The sequence below is a fragment of the Streptomyces sp. NPDC042002 genome, from assembly GCF_055588305.1.
This window is the reverse complement of sequence record NZ_JBVJCT010000016.1, coordinates 32,017-53,938: the sequence shown is the minus strand read 5'-3', so window position 1 is coordinate 53,938 and position 21,922 is coordinate 32,017. Positions and strand designations below refer to the sequence as shown.

General features: G+C 70.8%; 21 protein-coding genes. 12 read left to right on the top strand and 9 right to left on the bottom strand.

Annotated features, from left to right (window positions below):
• Positions 1-3: 3 nt before the first annotated feature.
• Positions 4-258 carry a MoaD/ThiS family protein gene (locus ACZ6KY_RS23470; RefSeq protein WP_365879162.1) on the bottom strand — a complete coding sequence of 85 codons (255 nt, stop codon included), beginning with the start codon at positions 256-258 and terminating at the stop codon, positions 4-6.
• Between the two features lie 75 nt (positions 259-333).
• Positions 334-1,215: an alpha/beta hydrolase family protein gene (locus ACZ6KY_RS23465; protein WP_469312234.1), complete on the bottom strand. Its 882-nt coding sequence runs from the start codon at positions 1,213-1,215 to the stop codon at positions 334-336.
• A gap of 252 nt (positions 1,216-1,467) precedes the next feature.
• Here ACZ6KY_RS23465 and ACZ6KY_RS23460 point away from each other — a divergent pair, with 252 nt between their 5' ends.
• Both ACZ6KY_RS23460 and ACZ6KY_RS23455 read left to right on the top strand, forming a co-directional pair.
• A complete protein-coding gene (locus tag ACZ6KY_RS23460) occupies positions 1,468-2,286 on the top strand; it encodes a response regulator transcription factor (RefSeq protein ID WP_469312233.1) in 819 nt (272 codons plus the stop codon).
• A gap of 23 nt (positions 2,287-2,309) precedes the next feature.
• Complete coding sequence (locus ACZ6KY_RS23455) at positions 2,310-3,332, top strand: LacI family DNA-binding transcriptional regulator (RefSeq protein ID WP_328554738.1); 1,023 nt, start codon at positions 2,310-2,312, stop codon at positions 3,330-3,332.
• Positions 3,333-3,447: 115 nt separating this feature from the next.
• Here ACZ6KY_RS23455 and ACZ6KY_RS23450 read toward each other — a convergent pair whose 3' ends face one another.
• Positions 3,448-5,205 carry a trypsin-like serine protease gene (locus tag ACZ6KY_RS23450; RefSeq protein ID WP_469312232.1) on the bottom strand — a complete coding sequence of 586 codons (1,758 nt, stop codon included), beginning with the start codon at positions 5,203-5,205 and terminating at the stop codon, positions 3,448-3,450.
• 468 nt (positions 5,206-5,673) lie between these two features.
• Between ACZ6KY_RS23450 and ACZ6KY_RS23445 the strand changes: the two genes are divergently transcribed.
• The 5 genes from ACZ6KY_RS23445 (at position 5,674) to ACZ6KY_RS23425 (ending at position 9,900) form a co-directional block, all read left to right on the top strand.
• Positions 5,674-6,903 carry a S1C family serine protease gene (locus tag ACZ6KY_RS23445; RefSeq protein WP_469312231.1) on the top strand — a complete coding sequence of 410 codons (1,230 nt, stop codon included), beginning with the start codon at positions 5,674-5,676 and terminating at the stop codon, positions 6,901-6,903.
• A 14-nt stretch (positions 6,904-6,917) separates the two neighbouring features.
• Entirely contained in the window at positions 6,918-7,109 is a 192-nt protein-coding gene (locus ACZ6KY_RS23440; protein ID WP_469312230.1) for a hypothetical protein, read from the top strand.
• Positions 7,110-7,188: 79 nt separating this feature from the next.
• A complete protein-coding gene (locus tag ACZ6KY_RS23435) occupies positions 7,189-7,920 on the top strand; it encodes a response regulator transcription factor (protein WP_451405086.1) in 732 nt (243 codons plus the stop codon).
• Positions 7,920-9,353, top strand: coding sequence for a sensor histidine kinase (locus tag ACZ6KY_RS23430; protein ID WP_469312229.1), 1,434 nt, complete (start codon positions 7,920-7,922; stop codon positions 9,351-9,353). Before ACZ6KY_RS23435 ends, ACZ6KY_RS23430 begins: the two co-directional genes overlap by 1 nt.
• A 166-nt stretch (positions 9,354-9,519) precedes the next feature.
• On the top strand, positions 9,520-9,900 hold the full coding sequence (locus tag ACZ6KY_RS23425; RefSeq protein WP_469312228.1) for a hypothetical protein: 381 nt from the start codon (positions 9,520-9,522) through the stop codon (positions 9,898-9,900).
• A 524-nt stretch (positions 9,901-10,424) separates the two neighbouring features.
• On the opposite strand, the gene ACZ6KY_RS23420 is transcribed toward ACZ6KY_RS23425, so the two are convergent.
• A complete protein-coding gene (locus tag ACZ6KY_RS23420) occupies positions 10,425-12,221 on the bottom strand; it encodes a bifunctional metallophosphatase/5'-nucleotidase (protein WP_469312227.1) in 1,797 nt (598 codons plus the stop codon).
• 478 nt (positions 12,222-12,699) lie between these two features.
• Here ACZ6KY_RS23420 and mshD point away from each other — a divergent pair, with 478 nt between their 5' ends.
• The gene (gene mshD, locus ACZ6KY_RS23415) at positions 12,700-13,626 is read left to right on the top strand and encodes a mycothiol synthase (RefSeq protein WP_469312226.1); all 927 of its coding nucleotides are present in this window, start codon (positions 12,700-12,702) and stop codon (positions 13,624-13,626) included.
• A 36-nt stretch (positions 13,627-13,662) separates the two neighbouring features.
• Here mshD and ACZ6KY_RS23410 read toward each other — a convergent pair whose 3' ends face one another.
• The 5 genes from ACZ6KY_RS23410 to ACZ6KY_RS23390 all read right to left on the bottom strand — a co-directional run bounded on the left by ACZ6KY_RS23410 (position 13,663) and on the right by ACZ6KY_RS23390 (position 18,248).
• The gene (locus ACZ6KY_RS23410; RefSeq protein WP_469312225.1) at positions 13,663-14,250 is read right to left on the bottom strand and encodes an ABC transporter; all 588 of its coding nucleotides are present in this window, start codon (positions 14,248-14,250) and stop codon (positions 13,663-13,665) included.
• A 122-nt stretch (positions 14,251-14,372) separates the two neighbouring features.
• Positions 14,373-15,944 (bottom strand): ABC transporter permease, encoded by a 1,572-nt coding sequence (locus tag ACZ6KY_RS23405; protein WP_469312224.1) that lies wholly within the window; start codon positions 15,942-15,944, stop codon positions 14,373-14,375.
• Positions 15,941-16,801, bottom strand: coding sequence for an ABC transporter ATP-binding protein (locus tag ACZ6KY_RS23400; RefSeq protein WP_469312223.1), 861 nt, complete (start codon positions 16,799-16,801; stop codon positions 15,941-15,943). Before ACZ6KY_RS23400 ends, ACZ6KY_RS23405 begins: the two co-directional genes overlap by 4 nt.
• Complete coding sequence (locus ACZ6KY_RS23395) at positions 16,798-17,709, bottom strand: zf-HC2 domain-containing protein (RefSeq protein ID WP_469312222.1); 912 nt, start codon at positions 17,707-17,709, stop codon at positions 16,798-16,800. Before ACZ6KY_RS23395 ends, ACZ6KY_RS23400 begins: the two co-directional genes overlap by 4 nt.
• A complete protein-coding gene (locus tag ACZ6KY_RS23390) occupies positions 17,706-18,248 on the bottom strand; it encodes an RNA polymerase sigma factor (protein ID WP_261702099.1) in 543 nt (180 codons plus the stop codon). Before ACZ6KY_RS23390 ends, ACZ6KY_RS23395 begins: the two co-directional genes overlap by 4 nt.
• A gap of 202 nt (positions 18,249-18,450) precedes the next feature.
• Between ACZ6KY_RS23390 and ACZ6KY_RS23385 the strand changes: the two genes are divergently transcribed.
• From ACZ6KY_RS23385 to ACZ6KY_RS23370, 4 genes are read left to right on the top strand one after another with little or no spacing between them, the layout of a single operon-like run.
• Complete coding sequence (locus ACZ6KY_RS23385; protein ID WP_401329676.1) at positions 18,451-18,837, top strand: GntR family transcriptional regulator; 387 nt, start codon at positions 18,451-18,453, stop codon at positions 18,835-18,837.
• Positions 18,834-19,757, top strand: a complete 924-nt coding sequence (locus ACZ6KY_RS23380; protein WP_469312221.1) for an ABC transporter ATP-binding protein — start codon at positions 18,834-18,836, stop codon at positions 19,755-19,757. The genes ACZ6KY_RS23385 and ACZ6KY_RS23380 overlap by 4 nt, the downstream gene beginning before the upstream one ends.
• On the top strand, positions 19,754-20,707 hold the full coding sequence (locus ACZ6KY_RS23375; RefSeq protein ID WP_469312220.1) for a hypothetical protein: 954 nt from the start codon (positions 19,754-19,756) through the stop codon (positions 20,705-20,707). The genes ACZ6KY_RS23380 and ACZ6KY_RS23375 overlap by 4 nt, the downstream gene beginning before the upstream one ends.
• Entirely contained in the window at positions 20,704-21,705 is a 1,002-nt protein-coding gene (locus ACZ6KY_RS23370) for a hypothetical protein (protein ID WP_469312219.1), read from the top strand. The genes ACZ6KY_RS23375 and ACZ6KY_RS23370 overlap by 4 nt, the downstream gene beginning before the upstream one ends.
• The last annotated feature ends 217 nt before the right edge of the window (positions 21,706-21,922 follow it).

Here is a 21,922-nt window from a genome sequence, read left to right as displayed (position 1 = left end):
CGCTCACCCTCCTGCGAACGGCGGGAGCACCTCGACCGTGCCGCCCTCGGCCAGCCGTACCGTCTCATGCCCACGGGTCCCCACGGGGTCACCGTCGATCAGGAACGAGCATCGCCGCAGGACGCGGACGAGTTCGCCGGGGTGTCGCTCACGGGCCGCGTCGAGTGCCTCGGCGAGCGTGCCCGCGTCGTACGGCTCGTCGCCGACGCCTGCCGCGGCCTTGGCGGCGGCCCAGTAACGCACCGTGCCCTTTGCCATCTCGTTCCTCAATCAGCGATCTGGTGTGTTCTGGTGTGTGGTGTCCGCGCGTCTGTTTGCGTGAACCCCGTCAGGCTAGCCCGCGTGGGTGACGCCCCAGTCCCCGATCCGGGCGAGCAGGTCGTCGGCGGCGGCGTTCTCGGCGTGCCCCATGCCGTGCTCCAGCCACAGTTCGGCGTGGCCGCCGGAGGCGTCGGCCAGCATGCGCGGGTGGTCGACCGGGAAATAGCCGTCCCGGTCGCCGTGCACGATGAGGAGCGGGGTCGGCGCGACGAGAGGGACGCACTCGACCGGGGACGCCGGCACCGGGTCCCAGTCGCGGTGGTGGATACGGGTCCGCAGACCGAGCCGGCCCACCATCCGGCCCACCGGGCGGGTTACCAGCCAGTGCACCCGCCGCATGGGGGCCGTACCCCGGTAGTACCAGCGGGCCGGCGCGCTCACCGAAACCACAGCGTCCGTACGCGCCCCTGTGCGCCCCTCGTGCTCCCGGCCGGGCACCGGCTCACCACCGGGTCCCGGGCCCTGCTCCCCGTAGAGCGCCGCGTGCCGCAGCACCACCGAGCCGCCCATCGAGAAGCCGACGGTCACGATCCGGGTGTGCCCGAGTTCACGCGCCCAGGCGACCGCGGCGGCCAGATCGTGGACCTCGCGGTCGCCGACCGTCGAACGGCCGCCCGATCCCCCGTGACCACGGAAGGAGAAGGTGACCACCGCCGCGCGGCGGGAGAAGACGCCGGCCGCGCGGCGGACGTGCGGACGGTCCAGATCACCCGTGAATCCGTGTGCGACGATGAACGCAAGGTCACCGGACGACTCCGTTCCGGGGTCGTAGGCCGCATCGATCGTCACCCCGTCGACCGTGCGCAGAAACCTCCGCAAAGGGATGTGCGGCGTTGTCTCAAGGCGTGGACTCTTGAAAGATCGCGTCACTTGACCTGCCGGACCTGAGCTCATGTGGGCTATTCTGCTGGGCATGAGGACTCGGGCAGAGTAGCCCCCGGGTCCTTTTGTGCTTTCGGAAGCGTTGTATACGAAGCGGGAAACCGCAGGTGTACGGGCCCCGGACGTACAGCGGATCCCAGGGGCGCGGGAGCCGCACGTACAGAGCAGTGCCGCAAACGTCCTCGCAGGGACCGAGGAGGAACCAGACGTTATGGGCGAGCGAACCGTGCACGAAGGCAGGACGACCCAGGTGGGTGAGGCGCGATGAGTTCTCTGTTGCTCCTGACCAATGCCCTTCAGCCGTCGACGGAGGTGCTTCCCGCTCTCGGCCTGCTGCTGCACAACGTGCGCGTGGCTCCGGCCGAGGGCCCAGCTCTCGTCGACACCCCAGGTGCCGACGTCATCCTCATCGACGGACGACGTGATCTCCCGCAGGTCCGCAGCCTGTGCCAGCTGCTGCGCTCCACGGGACCCGGCTGTCCGCTCATCCTCGTCGTGACCGAGGGCGGCCTCGCGGCCGTCACCGCCGACTGGGGCATCGACGACGTCCTCCTCGACACGGCCGGCCCGGCCGAGGTCGAGGCGCGGCTGCGGCTCGCGATGGGCCGCCAGCAGATCGTCAACGACGACTCCCCCATGGAGATCCGCAACGGCGACCTCTCCGTGGACGAGGCGACGTACAGCGCCAAGCTCAAGGGCCGGGTCCTCGACCTGACCTTCAAGGAGTTCGAGCTCCTGAAGTACCTCGCGCAGCACCCGGGCCGCGTCTTCACCCGCGCCCAGCTGCTCCAGGAGGTCTGGGGCTACGACTACTTCGGCGGTACGCGGACGGTCGACGTCCACGTACGACGGCTGCGCGCGAAGCTCGGGCCCGAACACGAGTCGCTGATCGGAACGGTCCGGAACGTCGGTTATCGATTCGTTACCCCGGAGAAGGTGGACCGCGCCGCGGACGAGGCGAAGGCCAAGGCGGCCCAGCCAAAGCCGGAGGATGCGGACGAGACGGCGCACCTGGACGGCGCCGCCCCGGCGCAGGCCGCGGTGGAGCCGCAGGAAGCCGCCGTACGCCCTGCCCAGAGGTAGGTCCATCCGCGTAGACTCCGCGCGTGGCCAAGGTGACTAGGGATGATGTAGCGCGACTGGCGGGTACCTCCACCGCCGTCGTCAGCTACGTCATCAACAACGGACCCCGGCCGGTCGCCCCGGCCACGCGCGAGCGCGTTCTCGCCGCGATCAAGGAGCTGGGGTACCGGCCCGACAGGGTCGCCCAGGCCATGGCATCGCGGAAGACGGAGCTCATAGGCCTGATCGTGCCGGACGCACGCCAGCCCTTCTTCGGGGAGATGGCGCACGCCGTCGAACAGGCCGCCGCCGAGCGCGGAAAAATGGTCCTGGTCGGCAACTCCGACTACATCGCCGAGCGCGAGGTGCACTATCTGCGCGCCTTCCTCGGCATGCGGGTCTCCGGACTGATCCTCGTCAGCCACGCGCTGAACGACCACGCGGCCGCCGAGATCGACGCGTGGGACGCCCGCGTGGTGCTCCTGCACGAACGCCCCGAGGCGATCGACGACGTGGCCGTCGTCACCGACGACATAGGGGGCGCCCAGCTCGCCACCCGGCACCTTCTGGAGCACGGGTACGAGTACGTGGCCTGTCTCGGCGGTACGGCCGAGACGCCCGCCGTCGGCGACCCCGTCTCCGACCACGTCGAGGGCTGGCGCCGCGCCATGCAGGAGGCCGGCAAGCCGACCGAGGGCCGCCTCTTCGAGGCCCCGTACAACCGGTACGACGCCTACCAGGTCGGCCTGGAGCTGCTCGCCGGGCCGCACCGGCCGCCGGCCATCTTCTGTTCGACGGACGACCAGGCCATCGGTGTCCTGCGCGCGGCGCGCGAACTGCGCATCGACGTTCCGGGGCAGCTCGCGGTCGCCGGGTTCGACGACGTCAAGGAAGCGGCCCTGACCGACCCTCCTCTGACAACGATCGCATCGGACCGCTCGGCGATGGCCAGAGCGGCCGTGGACCTCGTCCTGGACGACGGACTGCGGGTGCCCGGGTCCCGCCGCGAGCGCCTGAAGCTGTTCCCCTCCCGGCTGGTGCTACGCCAGTCCTGCGGCTGCCAGTAGGCCCGGCACCCGGGGCCCGCCGACACCCCGCATACCGACAGCGGAGATCCCCGCGCCCCTGAGGGGACGCGGGGATCTCCGTTCGCAGAAGCGGGACAAGCGGGCCGAGCGGGAACTAGAACAGCAGGTTGTACTGGTTGAAGCCGGTGCCCAGGCTCTTGCGGGTGCCGAAGAGGCTGCTGGAGGCCTTGCCGGTGCCGGGGTAGAGCCAGAGCGTGCCGCCCGAGTCGCGGGCGACGATGTCGGCGATACCGTCACCGGTCACGTCGCCGTTGGCCACGTTCGAGGTGAAGTTCCAGCCCGTACGAGCCTGGACGCGCGCGGAGAACGGGGTCTTCTCGACCTGCGTGCCCCGGTAGAGGTACAGGACACCCGAGCTGTTGCGGACCAGCAGGTCGGCGCGGCCGTCGCCGGACAGGTCGCCGTGGCCGAAGATCTTGACGTTCTTCCACGCCTTGTCGACGATCTTGATCCGGCCGTAGAACTGGCCGGTGCCCTTGCCCGGGTAGAGGTAGACCGAGCCGTCGGAGTCCACCGCGACCAGGTCGGGGCGGGCGTCGCCGGTCAGGTCACCGGGGACGGCGTACGACTTGTAGCCGCCCCACACCGAGCTGATCTGCATCCACTCGAACTCGCCCGTGCTGTGGTTCAGGTAGCTGCGGTAGAGCTTGCCGTCACTCTTGTCGCGTTCGATCAGGTCCTGGTAGAAGTCCCGGTCCAGATCCGCCTGGAGGACCCAGTCGGCGTTCTGCCAGTTGTTGCCCTGGTAGGCGCGGGCGGCGAGCGAGGTGCCCTTGCTGTCCTGCTCGAACAGGCCGCCGGAAGGCGTGCGCTCCAGCACGTCGGCACGGCCGTCGAAGGTCAGGTCCGTGTCGTCGATGCGGGGCTGGGCCGCCCAGGTGTACGAGGACACCTTGGTGAACACCGGGTAGGCGCCCTTCGCCGTGCAGCCGGAGACACCCCACGAGACGATGCCGACGATCTTGCCGCCGACGATGACCGGACCGCCGGAGTCACCGTTGCACGGGCTCTTGGTGCCCTCGTCGACGCCGGTCGCCGGGGCGCCCGCACAGAACATCGAGCCCTCGACGAAGTCGTCCTCACCGAGGACCGAGTTCATCGCGCTGTCGCAGGTGGAGTCGGAGACCAGCGGCAGGGTGACCTTGCGCAGGTTCGCCGACAGGTCGGCGTCCGTGGCGCCGGAGGTCAGGCCCCAGCCGTAGACGGTGGCGGAGTTGCCGGCCTTGTACGACGCGCTGTCGCCCGCGGCCACCAGCTTCTGCCACTGCTGCTCCAGAGGACGGTCCAGGGTGAGGACCGCGATGTCGTTCTGGAGGGTCGATTCGTTGAAGTGCGGGTGGTTCCACTGGCGGTAGACGCCCGCGACGGTGCCGTTGGTGTCGTCCAGCAGGCCGGTGGCACCGGCGACGACCGCGCCGTTGTCCGCCCAGTCCAGACCCGCGACGCAGTGCGCCGCCGTCAGGACCTTGTTCGGGGCGACGAGGGTGCCGCCGCAGAAGTAGCCGGTCTGCGCCGTGCTGTCGTAATAGGAGAGCTGGACCATCCACGGCGCGGAGGAGATCGTCGTCTCGCTGCCGCCGATGATGAACGGCGTCTTCTTGGGAGCCGTGTCGGGGGTCGCCTGGCTCTTGGCGGCCTCCAGGACGCGGTGGCGCAGCTCCTTGTCGGAGGCGGTCGGCGCGGGCGCCGCCGTGGACTGGGCGACGCTCGCGTCGGGCAGTCCGGCCGGGTTGTCGGCCGCGGTGGCGGGCTGCGCCGCGAGGGCGCCGGCGCAGGTCAGCGCCAACGCGAGAGCGGCCGTCGGCAACGCCGTGGCGGGGCGTCTCCAGCGGTCGCGCAGGGCAGGTATCACTCAGGACTCCTGGTGTGGGTGCGTGTGCGGTCTTCTTCGTCGGAGGCCGAGAAGGGCATACGACGCACCGGCCCGACCGTCGACAGCAATCGCTTGCGTCGACATCGGACGTAACCGCGGAGCCCCCCTCCGGCCCGGGAATCGTAGGACCCACAGGCCCCTCGACACACGGCCTTCACGCCGGTCGGAAGAGTGTTCGTCCCCGGCGTTCCGGGACATCATCCGGGCGCAACCCGCCGTTTCCCGGAACGCGGCGGTCCGGGTGACAGGGCCCGCCCCGGACGCTCCGGCGGGCGGCCCCGGACGCGCCGCCCGGCGCGCCGAGGACGCATCGGGGACCCACCGGGAACGCACAGTGGGCTCGCAGGGGGCTCACGGGGAGCGTCTTTATATCGGGCATACGAGGTTCTGTCGGGCTTCTCAGGGACCACTCAGGGAGCTCTCATGATCGGGGGACAGTCTTTTTTCATGACCGACAGCTTCCGCCGCAGCGGCGAGTACCCCCAGGGCGACGACCACGGGTCCGCGTACCCCGAGCAGCAGTCGCATCCCTCCTCCCCCGCGAACCCCGAGTGGCCTCCACCGCCGGCGTACGACCCGGCCGCGCCGGTCCACGTCGAGCCGGGCACCACCGTCTGGCCGGGCTCCGGTCACGGTGGCGGCGGGAACGGCGGCCACGGCGCCGGCCCGTACGCCGGCCACCCCGAGCCCGACCCCGTCGGCTCCACCGCCGCGTTCGCCACGGCGGCGGCTCCCGGCCACCCGGAGCCCCCCGCGAGCGCCACCGGCAAGCGGCGCGCCAAGGGTCCGTTCGCCCTGCTCGCCGCCGTGGCCATCGTCGCCGCGGCGATCGGCGGCGGCACCGCGTACGCCTTCCAGGAGCTGACGGGCAACGACACCGTCGCCTCCAGCAGCAGCACCAGCACGAACGTGGTGCCCACCAGCCAGCGGGGCACGGTCTCCGGCGTCGCCAAGGCGGTCAGCCCGAGCATCGTCGAGATCAGCGCGACCTCGAACGCGGGCTCGTCCACCGGCTCGGGCGTGATCATCACGACCGGCGGCGAGATCGTCACCAACAACCACGTCATCTCGGGCGCTTCCGAGATCAAGGTCCAGCTGAACGACGGCAAGTCGTACACCGCGAAGGCCGTAGGCACCGACAGCAAGAAGGACCTCGCGCTGATCAAGCTGGAGAACGCGCCGTCCGGTCTGAAGCCGGCCACGCTCGGCGACTCCGCCGGTATCCAGGTCGGTGACCAGGTCGTCGCGATCGGCTCCCCCGAGGGCCTGACCGGCACCGTCACCAGCGGCATCGTCTCCGCCCTCGACCGTGACGTGACCGTCTCCACCGACGAGAGCCAGGGCCAGCAGCAACAGCAGGGCAGCAGCGGCGGCAGCGGCAGCGACCAGTGGCCGTTCGAGTTCGGCGGCCGCCAGTTCAACGGCGACACCGGCTCCTCCACGACGACGTACAAGGCCCTGCAGACCGACGCCTCGCTCAACCCGGGCAACTCCGGCGGCGCCCTCATCGACATGAACGGCAACATCGTCGGCATCAACTCCGCGATGTACTCGGCCGCTTCGGACTCCTCGTCGTCCTCGTCGAGCGCGGGCAGCGTCGGCCTCGGCTTCGCCATCCCGATCAACACCGTCAAGTCCGACCTGGCCACGCTGCGGGCCGGCGGCTCCGACAGCTGACCTCGGAGGTCGCCATGACGATCAAGCGCGTCCCGCACACCGCCCCCGCAGATGCAGCCGCCGGCGACCCGGCCGGACTCGGCCTCGCCCTGGCGGTCGCCCGCGAGCTGCACCCGCCCGTACGGCGCGCCCCGGAACTGGCCCCCGCCGTCTCCCGGCCCACGCCGCGCCGGACCTCCGGCCACCGCCGTACCGTACGAAGCTGATCCATTCCGGGACAGCCAGGAACGTGCGAGGCTGAAAGCACCCGATCACGCCCCATCCCACCCGAGGAACCCGACACCCATGAGCTCCGCCGAAGGCGACCGTGACACCCAGCGCATCCTGATCGTCGACGACGAGCCGGCCGTGCGCGACGCACTCAAGCGCAGCCTCGCCTTCGAGGGGTACGACACCGAGGTCGCGGTCGACGGCGCGGACGCCCTGGAGAAGGCGACGGCCTACCAGCCCGACCTGGTCGTCCTCGACATCCAGATGCCCCGCATGGACGGCCTCACCGCGGCCCGCCGGATGCGCGGCGCGGGCACGACCACGCCGATCCTCATGCTGACGGCCCGTGACACGGTCGGTGACCGGGTCACGGGACTGGACGCCGGGGCGGACGACTACCTCGTCAAGCCCTTCGAGCTCGACGAACTCTTCGCCCGCATCCGGGCGTTGCTGCGGCGCAGCACGTACGCGGCCTCGGCGGGTGCCGTCGTCGAGGACGACGCGCTGACCTTCGGCGACCTGCGCATGGACCTGTCGACGCGCGAGGTCACCCGTGCGGGGCGCCCGGTGGAGCTCACCCGCACCGAGTTCACCCTGCTGGAGATGTTCCTGGCCCACCCGCGCCAGGTCCTCACCCGCGAACAGATCCTGAAGGCCGTCTGGGGCTTCGACTTCGAGCCGTCGTCGAACTCCCTCGACGTCTACGTCATGTACCTGCGCCGCAAGACGGAGGCGGGCGGCGAGCCGCGCCTGGTCCACACGGTGCGGGGCGTGGGGTACGTACTGCGGTCCGGCGGCGCGGAGTGATGCGCAGATTCAGGTCGCTGCCCATCCGGGCCCGGCTGTCGCTCCTGGTTGCCGCAGCCGTGGCATTCGGGGTCGCGACTGTATCGGTCACCTGCTGGTTCATCGTGCAGGGCAAGCTGGACGAGCAGGTGAACAACGACCTCCGGAGGGGCATACACGCCCCAGAACCCGAAATCGTCAACGCTCTCAACTACTGCGCCACGACGACGCCGAACACGAACGTTCCCAGCTTCCGGAACAACTACGTCCAAGTGGTCAAGGAGGACGGAACCGCCTGCGCTCTCAACAATTCCATCGGCAAGGTCAAGGTCACCCAGTCCGACAGGACCGTGATCAAGAGCGGCAAGCTCAACAAGTCCTACTTCCGTGACGGCACCGACGAAGACGGCAACGCGGTGCGTGTGATGCTTCAGCCGCTGGCCACCACCACTGCCGACGGACAGCCCGGTCCCAATGTGGGCGTCATGATCGCCGTCTCGCTGAAGAGCACTCAGTCCACACTCAACGACCTGGCCCTGGTCCTGCTCCTGGTCTCCGGCATCGGAGTGGTCGGCGCCGGAGCCGTGGGGCTCTGGGTGGCGCGGGCCGGGCTGCGCCCGGTCGACAAGCTCACGGACGCCGTCGAGCACGTCGCCCGCACCGAGGACCTGACCATCCGCATCCCCGTGGACGAGGAGAGCGACGACGAGATCGCCCGGCTCTCCCGCTCCTTCAACTCGATGACCGCCTCCCTCGCGAGCTCCCGCGAGTTGCAGCAGCAGCTCATCGCCGACGCCGGACACGAGCTGCGGACGCCGCTCACCTCCCTGCGTACGAACATCGAACTGCTCACCCGCAGCGAGGAGATCGGCCGCCCGATCCCCCCGGCGGACCGCAAGGCGCTGCTCGCCTCGGTGACGGCGCAGATGACCGAGCTGGCGGCGTTGATCGGCGACCTTCAGACGCTGTCGCGATCGGACGCGGGACACCCGGCCGACCGGGTCGAGGTCGTGGCACTCCAGGACACCGTGGAAGCGGCCCTGCGCAGGGCCCGGCTGCGCGGCCCGGAGCTGACGATCACGGCCGATCTGGAGCCCTGGTTCGTCCGGGCGGAGCCCTCCGCGCTGGAGCGGGCGATCGTGAACATCCTCGACAACGCGGTGAAGTTCAGCCCCGGGGGCGGCACGGTCGACGTCCGGCTGAAGGACGGCGAACTGAGCGTGCGCGACCACGGTCCCGGCATCCCCGCCGACGAACTCCCGCACGTCTTCGACCGCTTCTGGCGCTCCCCGGACGCGCGGGCCCTCCCGGGCTCGGGCCTCGGCCTGTCCATCGTGGCCCGCACGGTCCAGCAGTGCGGCGGCGAGGTGTCGCTGCACCCCGCGGCGGGCGGCGGCACGATCGCGACCGTACGACTTCCGGGGTCACCGACACCTCCCCCCGAGGTCCCCTAGGCCGACCGTTACCGCGTGACCAGACCGTAGCCAGCCGGTGAAATTGACGTGGCCACTCCCACATGGGTTGCACTAGTGTTCGACTAGATCAATGCGACACGTCCATGACGGCAGGCACTCCCCACTGCCCTCGGACTCTCTGAAACTCACGGAGAAAGAGGAAACGTTGACCAAAAAGAGGTTCTCCCGTCTGGCTGCGGTCGGCGCCGTCGCCCTTGCCGTGATCGGCGGCTCCGCGACTCCGGCAAGCGCCCATTCGGACAAGATCGTCTACCTGCCCGGAGGCAGGGGCTACATCAAGTTCCAAGATGACGGGGACGTCTTCACGGTCTGTGACACCAAGGCCGACGGCCATGGCGTCACTGGCAGGTTGTGGGAAGTGAACTCGATCACCCAGAACGGGGGGACCGTGTGGGTCATCCAGGACGGCGGCGACAGCGGCTGCGGCAAGAAGGCATACGACATCGGCGACCTCCACAGTTACCAGATGAACGTATCGTGGAACGGTGACGGCATCTGGTACTCCAGCGAGTGGTTCAACGAGTAGGCCGACAAACCTAGTCGCTGAAGTGTGGACCTCGCCTCTACTCGGCTGCCGACATGCGGCGCTGCGGTAGGCACGAGCGCCAAATCCATTGATTCGTCGACCTCGTCGGCCGCCCGGTGCTCCGTGTACAGCAGCGCCCAACAATCGGCGAGGGCGAGGAACGCGGCAAGGGTCAGGACGAATGCGGCCGCCTTCATCGCGAGGGAAAGTCGGACGAGGCGTTTGCGTCAGCGCCGGCTGTCGCTGCGGTGGCCGGGCGGGAACCAGCCGTCGTCGGTTCTTCAGCCGGTTCTCGTGGTAGCTCGACCGTCGGCCAGTCCTCGTGGAGTAACTTCGCCAACGGCCCTTCGGCATCGAGGGCTCCCAGTTCTTCGTACGGGTCGGGCAGGAATGCGGTGGGGTGTGCATCGCCTCATTCGGCCATGCACACCCCCCTGCCAACACCGTTACCGCCTGTACGCGATCAACTTCACAATCCGCGTCACGGTCCCGCTCACCTTCTGCGTCCCGATCCGCCGGAGTGGCTACTGAACGATCGTGATCCGGTCCGCCGCCGGGACCGGGTACGGCGTCGCGGCCGAGGAGTTGGCCGTCAGGTAGGACCCCAGGGCCGCCAGGTCGTCGCCGCCGACACGGACGTTGGTGCCCTTGCCGAGTTCCGCGAAGCCGTCGCCGCCGCCCGCGAGGAAGGAGTTCATCGCGACGCGGTAGGTGGCGGCGGGGTCGATCGCCGTGCCGTTGAGCTTGACCGAATCGGCGACGACACGCGCCGCGCCGGTCTTGGTCAGGTCGAGCGTGTAGGTGAGGCCCTTGGAGATCTGGAGGATCTTCGGAGCTGCCTCGTTGGCGCCGCTGACCTGCTGCTGGAGTGCGGTGATCACCTGGGCGCCGGTGAGGTCGACCAGGTTCACGGTGTTGGCGAACGGCTGGACCGTGTACGCCTCCCCGTAGGTCACCACCCCGTCGCCTTCGCCGCCGCTCGCCGCGTAGGTGAGTCCGGCGCGGATACCACCCGGGTTCATCACCGCGAGGTCGGCTTCCTGGTCGACCGACTTGGCGTACGCGAGCTGCGCGTCGGCGATCAGGTCGCCGGCCGGGGACTCGGTGCCGACGTTGCCGATGTCGCCCGCGATGTAGCCGATGGAGCGCGAGGCGACCGGGGCGGAGAGCGCCTTCCACTTGGTGATCAACGACGTCATGTCGGCGGCCTTCGCGACATCACGCGTGACCACGTGGTTCGCGGACTTCACCGCCGTACGGGCGATGTCACCGGTCCAACGGTCGTACGTCAGCGTCGTGTCCGTGTAGAGCCGGCCGAAGGAGGAGGCCGAGGTGACCATGCGGGGCCTGCCCGCCGGGTCGGGGATGGTGCACGCGTACGCCTGGTGGGTGTGGCCGGTGATCAGCGCGTCCACGGCCGGCGTGACGTTCTTGGCGATGTCGACGATCGGCCCGGAGATGCCGTCACCGGCGCCGGGGCTGTCGCAGTCGTAGTTGTACGCCGTCGACGCGGGCGCCCCGCCCTCGTGGATCAGCGCCACGATCGACTTCACGCCCTGGTGCTGAAGCTCCTTGGCGTACTTGTTGATCGTCTCGACCTCGTCGCCGAACTTCAGGCCCTTGACGCCCTCGGCCGAGACGATGTTCGGCGTGCCCTCCAGCGTGACACCGATGAAGCCGATCTTGACGCCGTTCTTCTTCCACACCCAGTAGGGCTTGAGGATCGGCTTCCCGGTCTTCTCGTCGGTGACGTTCGCCGCGAGGTAGGGGAAGTCGGCTCCGGTGAACTTCTTGTCGCCGAAACAGCCGTCCGTCGGGTGGCAGCCGCCCTTCTGGAGCCGGGCCAGCTCCTTGGCGCCCTCGTCGAACTCGTGGTTGCCGACCGAAGTGACATCGAGGTCGAGGCCGTTGAGCGCGTCGATCGTCGGCTCGTCGTGGAAGAGGCCGGAGATCAGCGGGGAGGCGCCGACCATGTCACCGGCGGCCGCCGTGATCGAGTACTTGTGGCCCTTGCGGGCGTTGCGCAGATGCGTGGCCAGGTACTCGACACCACCCGCGTCGATGGTCTTCGTCGTGCCGTCCGCCTCCAGCTCGGTGACCCGGCCCGAGGAACCGGTCGGCGGCTCCAGATTGCCGTGCAGGTCGTTGAAGGACAGCAACTGGACGTCCTGGTAACGGCCGCTGCCGTGGTGGTGCAGCGGTGTCGCCTTGTCCTGGTGCGCGCTGGCGGGCATCGCCGCGGCCAGCGCACCGACGGTCGCGAGACCGGCGGCGGCCGCGAGGAGGCGGTGTGTGCGTCTGGACCGGATCGTGGGCGGCATGGTTCCCCCTGGAGAACGGTGAGATGCGAAAGCGGTGTGCCGTACGTGAGCCGAGCAGGTGGTACGTGCCGAACGGGCTGTCCGAGCTGCCGGGCCCGCCGGTGACGTGCGCCGTCCGGGACCCGCTGGTGGTGCGGGTGGTGCGGGTGGTGCGGACTGCCGACCCCGCACGTGGTGCGGACTACTGACCCCGCACGTGATGCGAGCTGTGCGGGCCCCTCAGGTCGTGCGTGCTGCGCGAACCGTGCGTGAGCCCTCACGATCTGAAGGACAGCCGCGGCTTTGCACGCACTTTAGAATCAACGCGCGTAGCGCGAAAGGGGGTTCAGGGTTACGGACTGATTGCCATCACCTCACCGAAGACCGACGCCCACGTCACGACCGCCCTCTCGGGCACCTCGACCGGGCCCCCGCCACGATCCATGTCCACGCCGCCGAACTCCTTGTCCCCCCACCACCGAGCCGTACCCTCGTATCCATGACCAGCGACGACGCGGCACCCTTTGCCCTCACCCGCTCCATCGAGACCTATTCCGTGCTCTCCCCGGATCAGGCCGAGGACGTGCTCCGGCTGCTCTCGGAAGCCGCTCGGACCGATGGACAGCAGGCGGTGTCCGAGCAGGGGCGGCTTCAGCTGAAGGGCGGGAGCCGTGAGGGCGTCCGGCATCTTCTGCTGACCCTCGGCGACGAACTGGTCGGCTACGCGCAGCTGGAGGACACCGACCCGGTCGAGGCCCCGGCCGCCGAACTGGTCGTCCACCCGGCGCACCGGGGTCATGGACACGGACGGGCCCTGGGCTCGGCCATGCTCAACGAGTCCGGGAAGCGACTTCGGGTGTGGGCGCACGGCGGGCACTCCGCCGCCCGGCATCTCGCACAGGTCCTCGGCCTCACCCTCTTCCGCGAACTGCGCCAGATGCGCCGCCCGTTGGAGAACCTCGACCTGCCCGAACCGAAGCTGCCGGAGGGCGTGACCGTCCGGACCTTCCTGCCCGGCCAGGACGACGCCGACTGGCTCGCCGTGAACGCCGCCGCCTTCGCCCACCACCCCGAGCAGGGCTCCCTCACCCAGCGCGACCTGGACGACCGGACCGCCGAGCCGTGGTTCGACCCGGCCGGCTTCTTCCTCGCCTTCCGCGGCGACGAACTCGTCGGCTTCCACTGGACCAAGGTCCACGCCGAGGAGGGGCTGGGCGAGGTGTACGTCCTCGGTGTGCGCCCCGGAGCCCAGGGCGGCGGTCTCGGCAAGGCGCTGACCACGATCGGGCTGCGCCACCTCGCCGCGCAGACCCTGCCCACCGCGATGCTCTACGTCGACGCCGACAACAAGGCGGCGGTCACCGTCTACGAGCGGCTCGGCTTCATCACCCACGAGACGGACCTGATGTACCGAACGGAGTCCTGACCGCCCGGTGCGCCAGCGCCATTCCAGGGGCTGAAGTCAGCGCTGGGCCAGGAGGGTTGCCCTTCGCCGCCGCAGGGGTTCGGCCAGGGAGAGGGCTCCCACCAGCGCGGCCACGACCAGGACGCCCGCCCATCGCCGGTGCGCGTCGTCCCAGTGCGGGTCGGACGGTCCGACGAAGAGCTCCCAGCGTTCGGGGAGCAGCAGCGCGGCGCCGAAGAACGCGCCCAGGATTCCGGCGGATATCGCGATCCCCGGCTCGTCGGCGTCCGAGTGCCGCACGGCGACGAGCGCGGAGGCCAGCGCGACCACCATGACGGCGGCTGCCTCCAGGGTGATCGCGCCCACCGGGGGCCGGCCCTTGGCGGGTTCGAGGAACAGCGCGGCCGTCCAGCACGCCGCCATGGACGGCACGACGAGCGCCAGCCGCAGCCCGGTCCGCACCGGGCGCCTGACCGGCACCGTGGCCGTGATGTGCCGGGCCGGATCGTCGAGCAGGAACGCCAGCCCCAGGGCGAAGGCGAGGGCGGAGGCCCGCAACAGGTTCAGACACAGCCATGGATCCGGTGGACCGGAGACCGTCCGAGAGGCGGCGGCCGGCAGCAGTCCGAGGACGGCGCCTGTCATCAGGGCCCATCGCGGCAGACTGCGCCAGACAGGGCGGAGCAGGGCGCGGGCCACGATGTGTGTGGGAGGGGGCCCGTCGGCTTCCGCGGACGGGCCCGCAGAAGTCTCTCCCAGCGTCTTCGCTACTCCTCGCACGAGCCACTCCCCGAGTCCGCCGCCGTCGCCTTGCCGTCGGCCGGTACGCCGAGCAGTTCGGCCACCCGTGCCGTGGACGTCTTCGCGGACGTCAGCTCCGTCCAGTGGGCCTTTACCTTGGCGGCGACGCTGTAGTGCGGCTTCTGAAGCAACTCACGTACCACGGTGGTCTGTTGAGCGGACATGGAGACGGGGTTCGTGGGGGTCAGCGCGATGGCGGATCCTTCGATGCTGTCGTCGATCCGGACGTCGCGGAGGGACTTGATCGGGTCCGGCTGGGTGCTCAGTGCCAGCCACATCGTGGTCACCACGCGGGCGTCGCACCTCTTGCCTGCGGCGTCCTCGTTGCCCGCGACCAGGACCGAGGCGACGCCGACCGCGAACTCGGGAAGGCGGTTGCCGCCCCAGCGCGTGCCGACCGTCACGGTGCCCGGCGTGGTGGAGGGGGCGATGGCGGCATCGCTCTGGAGGCCGTAGCGGGCGTCGATCCGTTGGCGCACGGTCAGCCGCTCGCCCCTAGCCGAACCGCCCGCGCGGGACTGGATGCGGTCGACGGCGTCGGCCCAGTCGGCGGTGCGGCCGGCCCACTCCGGGAAGGCGCAGTACGTGGACCGTCCGTGCTGGACGCAGGTCTGCACCTTCTGCGGGGTCACGGACGCCTTGGTGCGGGCCGCGAGCAGCGAGGCCGACTCGTCGGGGGACTGTCCGGCCACGCCGACGGCCGTCGCGGCGAGGGCGACCGCGGCCACGGACTTGACCAGCCGGGTCCGGCCCCCGCTGATCAGCACGGCAAGACAGAGCAGCAGGACCGCGAGGCCCGTCAGATAGAGCGCGTGCCAGGCGGCCGGGCGGCCCAGCAGTTCGGAGGGGAAGGGGTCGGCACCCTCTTCCACGACGACCGGTCCGAGCCAGCTCACCCAGTGCTTTCCCTGGGTGGCCGCGGAGACCAGGGTGGTGAGGACGAACGCGCCGATCACGAAGGGCGGGGCGACGAACCCGACCGGTATCACCCGGGCGAGCAGGATGCCCAGGACACCGGCCAGCAGGACCATCAGCGGGCCCACGACCAGTTCGGCGGGTGAGCCGTGACCGACGGCGCCCGGCTTCAGTGCCGCCCAGGTGTACTGGAAGCCGACGACGAGCGCCGTGATCGCACAGAGGGGCAGGACGGACAGCGCGTGCGCCACCGTACGCCGCCAGTGCTCCATGGGCAGGATGTCGAAGTGCTGGTCGGTGGACTGCCGGCGGGACCGCAGCACGGCGCGGTTGACACAGATGAACACGGCGACGGCCAGCAGCATGGGGGTCGGCTGGGTGGCCCTGTCGGCGTCCTGGAGGACCGGGAAGTCGTCCATGCCGTCGCCCCCGATGAACAACCTCCAGCCGGCGTAGCCGACGTACAGCGCGAGGAAGACCAGGACCGGGATCTGGAGGAGCAGTTCGCGTGCCTCGAAGCGGGCGAGGACCAGGACCGCGGCCGCCCGGGATTCCCTGCCCCGAGCAGGCGGCTCCACCCCCGTGGGAGCCGCCTGCGTGATCGTGCCCGTGGTGGCGCTCATGCCGCCACCTCCGCGGTCTCGCCGTCGAGCGTGAGCAAGTAGCCGTCCTCCAGCGTTGGTTCGAGGAGTTCGGCGCCCTCGGGCGGATCGCCGACATTGCGGAAGGCGCCCGTGCCCGTACGCCATCCGGCTCGGGCGGCCGGATCGCGCTCCGTGCTGCTCCACACCCGGCCGGCCGCTCGGTCGGTCAGTTCGGCCGGGGTGCCCTCGAAGCGGATACGGCCGCCGGCCATGACGATCACCCGGTGGCAGAGCATCGCCACGTCCTCGGTCTGGTGGGTGGAGAGCAGGACGGTGCGTCCCTCTCCCGCTTGGGCGATCAGTTCCCGGAAGCGCATGCGCTGTTCGGGGTCGAGGCCGACGGTCGGTTCGTCGAGGACGAGGAAGCCGGGGTCGCCGACGAGCGCGGCGGCCAGCGCGACCCGCTGGCGCATACCGCCGGACAGCCGCTTGATGCGCTTGCCGCGCACGTCGGACAGGTCGACGGCCTCCAGCACCCGGCGCACCTCGCGGTGCCGGGCGGTGCGGTCGGTCAGCTCCTTGAGGATCGCCACGTAGTCGACGAACTCGAAGGCCGAGAAGTCCTGGTGGAAGCCGGGGGTCTGCGGCAGGTAGCCCAGCGCGCGCCGCACGTCCAGGCGTCCGGCGGTGGTGCCGGGGTCGTGTCCGAGGACCGTGAAGGAGCCCCGGTCGGCGGGCACGGCGGTGGCGAGCACCCGCAACAGGGTGGTCTTTCCGGCGCCGTTGGGCCCGAGGAGTCCGGTGACTCCCTCTCCGAGGCGGACGGAGACGTCGTCGAGCGCGAGCGTCCCGCCGAAGCGGAGGGTCAGGCCGGAGGCGGAGACGGTGGGGATCATGCGGCATTCCTGTCGGTGAAGTCGGTGAGCGGGAGGCAGGACGCGTCGAACCGGTCCCGCGCGAGATAGAGGAGTCCGGCGGCCAGCAGCGCGACGGCCCCGGAGACGCCCTGCCCGGCCGCCGTGAACGGGGCGAGCGTGGCGTCGGACTCCGTCGTCGCCCGTGCCACGGCCAGCAGGGCGATCCAGCCGCCGCCGACCAGGGAGGGTGCGAGGACGGGCCCGAGCCGGGAGGTGAGCGCGAGTCCGGTCGCGGTGAGGGCGAGGGCGGGCAGCAGCCAGGCCAGGGCACGCAGTCCGTAGGAAGGGAGGGCGAGGGTCGCGAGGCCGTTGACCCCGAGGCCCACGGTGAGTACCGCGACGGTGCGGATCATCAGGAGCCGGAAGCCGTGCAGGGGGGAGACGACCGCCATCTCGTAGGTCGGGTCGAGCGCCGGACCGTAGGACACCGCGACCCCGGCGAGCGGGAGCAGCGGCGCGAGGGCCAGGAAGAGGCTGGGCGTGGCTCCGGCCCGGACCGCGTTGGCCGCGGCCACGGTCATGACCAGGAGGGCGACGATCGCGCCCAGCCAGGAACGGCGCAGGGCGGGGGCGGCGGCCAGCAGGCGTGCCGTGTGGTCGGCGACGCCGAGCCGGACGAGCAGCCATTCGACCGGGCCCGGCCGGGGGGCGTCGAGCTCGGCGTCGAGCCGCTCCCACCCGGCGTCCAGGGCGACCGGGTCGCTGACCGCGGCCAGCGTCTGCCGGCACCGCGCGCACGCGACGAGGTGAGTGTCGGCGGACCACAGCCGGGGCGGGGTCAACTCGCCCTGCGCGTAGGCCCGAAGGTCCTCCTCCGGCACGTGCCAGGCCGTACGGCTGTCACCGCTCATGTCGTTGCCATCGCTTGTGCGACGGTCGTCGCTCATGCCAACGCCTCCCGCAACTGCTTGCGCGCACGCAGTGCCCGCGTCTTGACCGTGCCCGGCGGAATACCGAGCAGGACGGCCGCTTCCCTGGTGCTGAGCCCGTCGATCACCGTGGCCTGGAGAACCGCCCGGAGTTCGGGCGAGAGTCTGGTCAGCGCGCCCGCCAGGTCGCCGTGTTCGACGCCTGCCAGCACGCGCTCCTCGGCCGAGGCCTCGTCGCGGTGCCGGAGCCTGGCCAGCGCGTGCCGGAGCCGGCCGCGCGCGCCGTCGCCGCGCATCGTGTCGACGAGGCGCCGCGAGCCGATGCGCCACAGCCAGCCGGCCGGGTCGCCTTCCTCGCGGTAGCGGGCGGTGCCGCGCCAGACCGCGAGGAAGGTCTCCTGGACGACGTCGTCGACGATCCCGGCGTCGGCGCACCGGCCGCGCAGCCGCGCGGTCAGCCATGGCGCGTACCGCCGGTACAGCTCTTCGAAGGCGCGACGGTCCCCGTCCGCTGCGATGGCCCGCAGCAGCTCTCCGTCGCTTCTCGTTTCCCTCACATCCCCTCATCGGACGAGCCCCGCCGATCGGTTCACACATCGGCCAAGAATTTCCGAACGCCACGTCCGAACACCGTCACGTGCCTGGCAGGCGGCCGGATCCACCGCCGGATCAACACCTTCCGCTTGTCCCCGACTTGACGGCGGACCACCTCTTCCACCACCCTTTCACTACTCAATTAGTGAAAGGGTGGTTGTCCGAGTGGTCGCGTACCGCATCGACCGGCGCAGCGGCGTCGCCACCTACGTCCAGATCGTCCAGCAGACGAAGCAGGCACTGCGCCTCGGTCTCCTCGAACCGGGCGACAAACTCCCCACGGCCCGCGAGGTCGTGGAAGCCACCGCCATCAATCCGAACACCGTCCTGAAGGCCTACCGAGAGCTGGAACGCGAGGGCCTGGTCGAGGCCAGGCGCGGCCTCGGCACCTTCGTCCGCAGAACGCTCGGCGCCGCCCCGGCGGACTCGCCCCTGCGCGAAGAGCTCGACGCCTGGGCCCGGAGCGCCCGCGCGGCGGGCCTCGACCGCGAGGACGTGGCAGCGCTGTTCGGCTCCGTACTGGACGCACATTTCCCGAAGGGGGACCAGTGAGTTCCACCAGCACCACCCGATCCACCGTCGCCGTCGAGGCCCACGGCCTCACCGTGCGCTACGGCCGACGCTCCGCCGCGGCTCTGGACGACTGCTCCTTCCGCCTCCCGGCCGGGCGGGTCAGCGCCCTCGTCGGCCCCAACGGCGCGGGCAAGTCGACACTGCTGGCGACCGTGGCAGGGCTGCTGCGGCCCACCGCCGGCACGCTCACCGTGTTCGGCACGAGCCCGGCCGGGGCACGCGAGAGCGTCGCCTACCTCTCCCAGAACAAGCCCCTGTACCCCCACCTCACGATCGCCGAGACTCTGCGTCTGGGCGCCGAACTCAACCCGGCCCGCTGGGACGCCTCGTACGCCGCCGCGATCGTGGAACAGGGCTCGCTCGACCCCGGGGCCAGGGTCAGGGGGCTGTCCGGCGGCCAGCGGACGCGTGTGGCACTCGCCCTCGCGCTGGGCAAGCGGCCCGACCTGGTGCTGCTGGACGAACCGATGGCCGACCTGGACCCGCTGGCCCGCCACGAACTGCTGGGCACCCTGATGGCGGACGCGGCCGAACGCGGGACCACGGTGCTGATGTCCTCGCACATCGTCGCCGAACTCGCCGACGCCTGCGATCATCTGCTGCTCCTGGGAGGCGGCTGCATCCGGCTCGGCGGCGGCCTGGACGACCTGCTCCTCGCGCACACCCTGGTGACCGGACGCGGCACGCCCGCCGACCTCTTCCCGCACCTCGTCGTCGAGTCCCGCGCCACCGGCCGGGGCCTCACCGCCCTGATACGCAACGACGGGCCGGTGGACGACCACTGGGAGGCCGAGCGGCCGTCCCTGGAGGAACTGCTCCTCGCCCATCTTCGCTCCCCCTCCGCCCCGGCGCTCCTCACGCCCGGCACGACCGCGACCCCCGAGACGGTGACCCGATGAGCGCCACCACCCTGACGTCCCCCCTGCGCCGCGCCCTGCCCGGGCCCCGCGGCCTGGTCTGGACGGTCCTGCGGCTGCACCGCGCCGCCCTGTGGATCTGGACCGGCTTCGTGGTGCTCACCGCCGGTCTGCTGCTGTGGCTGTACGGCCCCGGAGCGGCCCACACGCAGCATCTGCTCGACACCTTCGGCTACGCCGGGGTGCAGGACGACGCCTGGTCCTCCGGGATCGTGAACTCCCCCTTCACGGGCACCTACAACGACCTCTTCTCCACCCCGGCCTCCCTGCTGAACGGCGCCTCGTTCGCCGTCGCCGTCTTCGCGGGCGGCTCCCTGATCGCCCGCGAGCTGGAGAGCGGCACCGCGCGGCTCGCCTGGACCCAGTCCGTCACCCCGGCCCGCTGGCTCGCCGCCAAACTGGCGGTGCCCGCGCTGTTCATCACCGTGGGCACGGGCCTGCTGGTCGCGCTGTACCGGATGCTGTGGTCCGCCCACAGCGGGCTCCTGCTGGCCGGCATCGGACCGCGGGCCCTGTACTTCTCCCTCGGCCCGGCCACCGTCGCGGCACCGCTCTTCGGTCTGGCGGTCGGCGTCCTCGCCGGTCTCGTGCTGCGCCGTACGCTGCCCGCCCTCGCCGTCGCCGGTCTCGCGCAGTGCGCGGTCATCGCGTTCCGCGCCAACTCCTGGCCTTTCCAGGGCAGTTACCAGCAGCCGGAGCTGTCCGTCCGAAGCCGGGCGATCACCTCCACAGGCGCCGAGATCCCCGACCCGGGCTGCTACCACAGTCACGCGTGTCTCGCCCGGCACCATGTCGTCCACTTCACCCGCGTGTACCTGCCCTCCCCCGACTACTGGCCCCGCCAGCTCCTGGAGACCGGCGTCCTGCTGGCCGCCGCCGCGGTCCTCGTCGCTCTCGCCTTCGGCGTCCTGAGGAGGACGTCCACCTCATGAGCGCCCTGACCGGCCGACGCCCGTCCCGCCGCCCGGCCCCGTACCGCCCGTCCGGCCTGACCTGGGCCGTGCTGCGCCTGCACCGCACGGCCCTGTACGTCTGGGGCGCCGCCCTGCTCATCACCGCGGCGGTCCTGACCTGGATGCACGTCATCGGCCCGGACGTCCGCGCGGCCGTCGGCTCCTGCGGCGCACCGGGCGCCGGAGCGGCGGACTGCATACGCCTCCAGGCGACCCACGTGGACGAGATCCACACGTACGGCCTCGACCTGGTCTCCACCTGCGTCACGTATCTGATGTACCCGGTCGCGGTCTGGGCGGGGGCCGCGCTGATCGGCCGTGAGCTGGAGAGCGGCACCGCGCGGCTGGCCTGGACCCAGTCCGTCACCCCGGTCCGGTGGCTGGCCGCCAAGCTCGCCATCCCGGCGGTTCTGCTCACGGCGGGCATCACACCGGCGGTCCTGCTCAACGACTGGGCACGCCGTGCCAGGAACGGGGACCTGACCGGCGGTTGGTTCAACACCGACATCTACATCTCCACCGGCCCGGTCGCCGTCGCGTACGCCCTCGCGGGTCTGGCCCTCGGCGCGCTCGCGGGCCTGGTCCTGCGCAGGGCTCTGCCCGCCGCCGGAGCCGCCGTCGCCGCGGCGCTCGTCCTCCACACCGTGCTGGACCAGTTCCGTATGAGCCTGTGGCCCGCCGTGACGGTCACCGGGCAGACGGCCCTCCGTCTCCCGCACAGCGCCCTGGCCCTCGGACACGGTGCCGTCACGAGCCACGGCGAGCGCCTGGGAAACGACCTGGCCTGCGTCGGCCTCGACAGCTCCGCCGACATCAGGGAGTGCGTGAAGAGAACCGGGCTGAGCGATTTCTGGGCCACCTACCAGCCCGAGTCCCACTTCTGGCCCCTCCAGCTCGTGGAGAGCGGCCTGCTGCTGGCCGTCGCGGGGCTCGCGACCGCCGCCGCGTTCGCTCTGCTGCGCCGCCGCACCCCGTGACCCGCGGTATCCCCAGCAGGCACGCACCTCACGGGGGTGGGTGTGTACACGGCTCCCGGGCGTGCAGACGTCCGGGAGCCGCCCCCCGATAGCCCGCACGTCATGTCTCCGTAACCATTGATTCAGGTGACCTTGCGACGCTCAAGGAATGCAGCCTGCCGTGCCCGAGCCTTCTCCCTCGCCGGAGAACGAGTCCTCACCGTCTACGGGGAGTGAG

Excerpts from the sequence above, each read along its gene's own strand:
- ACZ6KY_RS23470 (WP_365879162.1), bottom strand. The coding sequence starts at position 258 with ATGGCAAAGGGCACGGTGCGTTACTGGGCCGCCGCCAAGGCCGCGGCA.
- ACZ6KY_RS23465 (WP_469312234.1), bottom strand. The coding sequence starts at position 1,215 with ATGAGCTCAGGTCCGGCAGGTCAAGTGACGCGATCTTTCAAGAGTCCA.
- ACZ6KY_RS23460 (WP_469312233.1), top strand. The coding sequence starts at position 1,468 with ATGAGTTCTCTGTTGCTCCTGACCAATGCCCTTCAGCCGTCGACGGAG.
- ACZ6KY_RS23445 (WP_469312231.1), top strand. The coding sequence starts at position 5,674 with ATGACCGACAGCTTCCGCCGCAGCGGCGAGTACCCCCAGGGCGACGAC.
- ACZ6KY_RS23440 (WP_469312230.1), top strand. The coding sequence starts at position 6,918 with ATGACGATCAAGCGCGTCCCGCACACCGCCCCCGCAGATGCAGCCGCC.
- ACZ6KY_RS23435 (WP_451405086.1), top strand. The coding sequence starts at position 7,189 with ATGAGCTCCGCCGAAGGCGACCGTGACACCCAGCGCATCCTGATCGTC.
- ACZ6KY_RS23430 (WP_469312229.1), top strand. The coding sequence starts at position 7,920 with ATGCGCAGATTCAGGTCGCTGCCCATCCGGGCCCGGCTGTCGCTCCTG.
- ACZ6KY_RS23420 (WP_469312227.1), bottom strand. The coding sequence starts at position 12,221 with ATGCCGCCCACGATCCGGTCCAGACGCACACACCGCCTCCTCGCGGCC.
- mshD (WP_469312226.1), top strand. The coding sequence starts at position 12,700 with ATGACCAGCGACGACGCGGCACCCTTTGCCCTCACCCGCTCCATCGAG.
- ACZ6KY_RS23410 (WP_469312225.1), bottom strand. The coding sequence starts at position 14,250 with ATGACAGGCGCCGTCCTCGGACTGCTGCCGGCCGCCGCCTCTCGGACG.
- ACZ6KY_RS23405 (WP_469312224.1), bottom strand. The coding sequence starts at position 15,944 with ATGAGCGCCACCACGGGCACGATCACGCAGGCGGCTCCCACGGGGGTG.
- ACZ6KY_RS23400 (WP_469312223.1), bottom strand. The coding sequence starts at position 16,801 with ATGATCCCCACCGTCTCCGCCTCCGGCCTGACCCTCCGCTTCGGCGGG.
- ACZ6KY_RS23395 (WP_469312222.1), bottom strand. The coding sequence starts at position 17,709 with ATGAGCGACGACCGTCGCACAAGCGATGGCAACGACATGAGCGGTGAC.
- ACZ6KY_RS23375 (WP_469312220.1), top strand. The coding sequence starts at position 19,754 with ATGAGCGCCACCACCCTGACGTCCCCCCTGCGCCGCGCCCTGCCCGGG.
- ACZ6KY_RS23370 (WP_469312219.1), top strand. The coding sequence starts at position 20,704 with ATGAGCGCCCTGACCGGCCGACGCCCGTCCCGCCGCCCGGCCCCGTAC.